Here is a 3,774-nt window from a genome sequence, read left to right as displayed (position 1 = left end):
TGAGGAAGGCTTGAAACTCGGGCCAGCCTTTATTTTGATAAGTCCCGAAGTCTCCGGCGAAGCCCAAGCGATCGACAATAGCGTTGAGCGTCTGTCTATGTTTCAAGGGGTCAGCATCGGGATGAAGCACGCGTGATTTCGCGCCTTCTTTAATGTCCGCTGGTGATATTCCGCGCAGAGGAATGGCGTGGCCATCGCGCAAAGGGAGGTAGCCGAGGCGACGCTCAGCAAATTTGTGGTTATCAGACACTATATTCTCCTAACAAAATCATCCCCTACCCCAAGGCCGCCAGTATGGGATCGTGATTAAGTTGAGTTGTTAGTGTTTTGATAACTTGTCGTTCTGATTTTCGAAACGAGGAGAACTTGCTTTCGGCGTTGGCGGCGCCGACGACCCGGCAGGGCGTCTCCGAGCCCTTGAGATGAAGGTTAAACTAATCGACCAACGAGAGTCAACGAGGCAAAGTTGATCTGGGCTCGACCTCTCCACTCTCATTGGCAAAGCCATGCTGACCATGTTGGCCGCTGTTGCAGAATTGGAACGTTCAAACATCAAGCTCCGGCAGATGGCAGGGATCGCCAAGGCGAAGGCAGAAGGTAAGGCGCTGGGGCGCGAGAAGACAATTAACGATGCTGCCGTTGCCATCTGGCGCAAAGAGAATTCAGCTAGCATCAAGCTGACGGCTGAACACTTCGGGATCTCGCCCGCCAGTGTGAAACGAGCATGTCGGTCTGCGTAATTAGCCATCTGCGCCTGCGGGATCATCTGCTGACGTTCCCCACACAAAAGTCGGTGCGCAAGCTGGGGTTGGCAAATATGGGGTACATAGAGAACTGGCAGGAGTGGTGGTAAATCCACCAAATAAGAACCCCAGCGTAAGTTGCAAAGCAACCAAGAGGCCGGGGTCGTGTTGCGGAGAAGAATAGGGGGGGGAACCTCCATTCAGTCAAACTTTTTTACCCCATTTTGTGATGGATAGACTGGTAGTCGAGTGGGTATTAGAGCAGGATCTCGAAGGCTCTTCAGCAACGTGAGAGCTTGCTTGAAATATCAACATTACAAGGAGTTGCAATGCTACATGCAATCCTGCATGGCAAGGCGGGCCGCATCGAGCGGGAAGGGGAATCCCTGCGCTGGCGCGACCTGTTTAAAGGCAGTGAAGATCTGCTGACCGCCACCTTCTTCGGCCGTCTGCCCCACCTCTCGGACGGCGCTCTGGGTGCCGTGCTGCGCTTTCTACTCGGTGACAATCCGCTAGACCCAGCCACCTTTCAACGGCTGGAGCTGTGGCCAAAACTGGCATCGCTGCAGGATCGCCGTTATGTCGAGCCCGATGTGCTGCTCCACTTTGGCGACGCGCTGGTGGTTATCGAGGTGAAGCCCTCGTTCGGTGGTGACCAGTATCGGGAGCAGTGGCTGGCGCAGGTCAATGCTGTGGTCAGTGAAGCCGAGTTTGATGACTATGAAGACCGACTCTATTACGTGGCACTTGGCAATATCCCTGTCGCTCCGCTGTCTCCCCCCGATCTGCCCGAACGTTTTGTCCAGATGACCTTGCGTGAATGGGAGCCACTGCGCCGCTATCTGCAAACTGCCTCCGAGTTTGTTGAGGCTTGTCGACAGGACCGCGCCATTCGCGATGAGTGGCTGCAGGCGTTTGAGCTGTTTGGCATGGCCCCGGTGGTGCCCGAGTGGACGCCATTGTTCGCCTACGCAGGTCTGCTGAATCTGGACTGCGGGATGATGTCAGAACGTGAAACGCCGCCACTGGCCGAGCCTACTGGTTGGGCTGATCTGCTCGATTATGCCGGAACATTGCACCTCTCTCGCCCCGATTTCTCTTTTTTGAATCACTGACTTTGGCTAAGGATGCCGTCATGCAACACGATCTTGAACATACCACCCAGCTGGTTACCCAACTTCAACAAGCTCACCGACTCGCCGCCGGTTTTTATCAGCGTATCCTCCCACTATTCGATCAGATCGCCAGTCAGGCGCTGGACGCCGAGTTCTGGTATTGGGAGCCCAGCGAAAGCAGTCGTCCCTGTCGCTCGGGAACCCGCCCATCCAGCAGCTGGGCATGGGACTATCTGCCACTGTTTGCATCGAATCACGCCTACCGGGACAGGAATGGCGATACGGCTCTGAAAGGTGATAAGACGCTGATTTTTCGCCTCTATATCGATGATGATTTCCGTCAAAACTCAACCTTGCGTACAAGTACGAAGGGCCAGCCCGATCCTTTGCAATTGTCTGGTAACGCAGTGGTTGAAGTGAATCTGTACCGTTGCCTGCAGGATAGTGACCACCACTTCTGGGATCTGCTCAAGCAGATTAGCTGGCCTGCTCATCAACCTGACTGGCAGCAAAGTGACAAATGTCATCAGCTTGAGATCTGCTCCAATCATCTGCCGCTCGCCCAGCTGCTTGCTGACCCTGATAGCATGGCCCGTTGGATCGAAGAGATGAGTCATCGTTGAGCCTGTGGTTGGCAGGTAACAGTGCCACGAGCCAAGGGCATGTAATGACCTGATATTTAAATGGCCATCACAGCGGGCTTTGAGAGCAGATGTAATGACACAGACTAAATTCGAGTTACCCAACAAAATCCATGATATCGGTTCGTTAGTGGTTCAGATCAAGGAATGGAGCTCTAAACCCTCGGTTGAAGATCTCTGGATGGCCTATCTTCTCGCTCGCGTTCCTGCAGAACGAACGAATGATGAAATTCAGGCTCTTCAGTCATGCTATGTCGAAGGTCGTGAAAATGGAAATCAGAGAGCAACGCAGCTTTCTTCGCTGCCTGCCAGTGGTAGTCAAACTCGGTAAACGGTCGATTGAGGCCAGAGGGATGAGGGAAAACAAAGCTGGCACCAATCTCGCGAAACCTAGAGAGCTCAGTCAGCAATTCCTCAGTCAGCGACAGAACCCTCTGACTACCATTTTGGGTCACCGCCAAATGAGCTGTTCGCGTGTTGAAGTTGATGTCTGACCATTTGAGGCCTATCAGCTCGCCCCTCCGCGCTCCTGTAGTCAACGCCATATGAACCAGCATATGAAGCCGCCCCCATTTGCTCGACTTGGTGGCCTTCATCAATCGAGCCAATTCATCTTCAGACAAGAAGCGCGTGCGGGCATTGTCTTCCCGCTTCTGTTTCACTTCCAGGCAAGGGTTCACTTTGAGGTCATAGCGATCGCACATGTAGGCAAAAACCGCCGACAACGCCGCTTTGTACCGATTAAGAGTCGCAGGTGCTTTCCCTTCGGCCTCCAGAATCGAGATGGCGTTCTTGATCCGCTGGCGATTTACCTTGTTCAACGTCTTGTCGCCGAGATGTTCGGCCCACCAGCCCAGACGCTGTGGTACAGATTTGTCCCGTCCCTTGTGCTGTTCAAGGTACTCATGGATAGCTTGTTGAATGGTGGTACTGGTGAGGGTGACGTTGGTTAAGGCATCTGCCAGCTCGTCAGATACAGTAATCTGAGCCAGGAACTGCTCTGCGTCTTTTTTGCGGGTAAAAACTTTGGATACACGGTTGCCGTTACGCATGAACTGAACGCGATAGGACTTACCGGTTTTTCGAGTGAGAACTTGGATGCTTGCCATTGGTTGAAGCCTCTTGCACATATTTGCACATGAATGAGAGTTATCAACCGCAGAAACTTTGAGCAGGAGCGCTCTTGAGCGCTGTAACCTATTGACCAAACAGGGAAAAGAATGGTGCCCGGGGTCGGACTCGAACCGACACGGTTATTCACCGGCGGATTTTGAA

Annotated in this window: 4 protein-coding genes and 1 pseudogene; 3 read left to right on the top strand and 2 right to left on the bottom strand. The window is 53.3% G+C overall.

What is annotated here, in order from left to right; translation table 11 throughout:
- The coding region (locus ACRAUW_RS17330) for a hypothetical protein (RefSeq protein WP_431363268.1) at positions 1 to 250 on the bottom strand (250 nt) is incomplete at its 3' end.
- A gap of 238 nt (positions 251 to 488) precedes the next feature.
- On the opposite strand from ACRAUW_RS17330, the pseudogene ACRAUW_RS17325 reads away from it, so the two are divergent.
- From ACRAUW_RS17325 to ACRAUW_RS17315, 3 genes and pseudogenes are all read left to right on the top strand, one after another.
- A pseudogene (locus ACRAUW_RS17325) lies at positions 489 to 740 on the top strand (recombinase family protein); the annotation flags it as partial.
- Positions 741 to 1,072: 332 nt separating this feature from the next.
- Positions 1,073 to 1,858 (top strand): hypothetical protein, encoded by a 786-nt coding sequence (locus ACRAUW_RS17320; protein ID WP_431363267.1) that lies wholly within the window; start codon positions 1,073 to 1,075, stop codon positions 1,856 to 1,858.
- A gap of 20 nt (positions 1,859 to 1,878) precedes the next feature.
- The gene (locus ACRAUW_RS17315) at positions 1,879 to 2,481 is read left to right on the top strand and encodes a hypothetical protein (protein ID WP_431363266.1); all 603 of its coding nucleotides are present in this window, start codon (positions 1,879 to 1,881) and stop codon (positions 2,479 to 2,481) included.
- Between the two features lie 173 nt (positions 2,482 to 2,654).
- On the opposite strand, the gene ACRAUW_RS17310 is transcribed toward ACRAUW_RS17315, so the two are convergent.
- Positions 2,655 to 3,608 (bottom strand): tyrosine-type recombinase/integrase, encoded by a 954-nt coding sequence (locus ACRAUW_RS17310; RefSeq protein ID WP_431363265.1) that lies wholly within the window; start codon positions 3,606 to 3,608, stop codon positions 2,655 to 2,657.
- Positions 3,609 to 3,774 lie beyond the last annotated feature (166 nt).

Source organism: Aeromonas sp., assembly GCF_050633025.1.
GTDB lineage: Bacteria > Pseudomonadota > Gammaproteobacteria > Enterobacterales > Aeromonadaceae > Aeromonas.
The sequence above is the reverse complement of the archived record's forward strand: the minus strand, read 5'-3'. Positions and strand labels throughout refer to the sequence as shown.

What these genes read in the sequence shown, in the direction of transcription:
- ACRAUW_RS17320 (WP_431363267.1), top strand. Translation starts at nt 1,073, where the DNA reads ATGCTACATGCAATCCTGCATGGCAAGGCGGGCCGCATCGAGCGGGAA.
- ACRAUW_RS17310 (WP_431363265.1), bottom strand. Translation starts at nt 3,608, where the DNA reads ATGGCAAGCATCCAAGTTCTCACTCGAAAAACCGGTAAGTCCTATCGC.
- ACRAUW_RS17315 (WP_431363266.1), top strand. Translation starts at nt 1,879, where the DNA reads ATGCAACACGATCTTGAACATACCACCCAGCTGGTTACCCAACTTCAA.